The 543-nt window shown below is 52.7% G+C and carries 1 protein-coding gene; it reads left to right on the top strand.

The annotated features are described in order from the left end of the window. Positions 1-289: transposase (locus PPL9_RS30960; RefSeq protein WP_152986895.1), on the top strand; the 289-nt coding region annotated here is incomplete at its 5' end. Between the last annotated feature and the right edge of the window lie 254 nt (positions 290-543).

The raw sequence follows: 543 nt of genomic DNA, 5'->3' as shown, positions 1-543 counted from the left end.
TGCTGCATGGCTGGGATTGACGCCGACTAATCGATCTAGCGGAGGCAAGGAACGACTAGGCAGGATCACCAAAATGGGGGACCAATACCTGCGCCAATTGCTTGTCGTGGGGATGACATCGCTCGTCAGGCTAACAAAACATCACCCAGACCGTGCAAACAATTGGCTTGTTGGTCTTTTGGAGCGCAAGCCTGCTCGGCTGGCAACTGTCGCCATGGCGAACAAAACAGCGCGGATCGTCTGGGCGATTCTTACAAAGAATGAACCTTATATGCCGAAAACAGCCTGAAAGGATTTGAGACGGATTTTAGAACACGAGATTGCAAGACCTGCGAAATGATGGTGCAAAAGTCAGCCGCCAAAACCAGGACACCCCGCCGAATGGCTCGGGCATTACAGCCCGCTTAGCTGATAGGGACTTGGTTTGCGGAACCCTTCAGGGCCAGCGGTCAAAACCGCGCAAACAGGCCGGACACATGACTGCTTCTGACAAAGGTACCGATCATCTCAAAAATGTCTTGCAAAGCAGGAGCCATCCACACA

It is taken from the genome of Pseudovibrio sp. POLY-S9 (genome assembly GCF_001431305.1).
Lineage (GTDB): Bacteria > Pseudomonadota > Alphaproteobacteria > Rhizobiales > Stappiaceae > Pseudovibrio.
The sequence above is the reverse complement of the archived record's forward strand: the minus strand, read 5'-3'. Positions and strand labels throughout refer to the sequence as shown.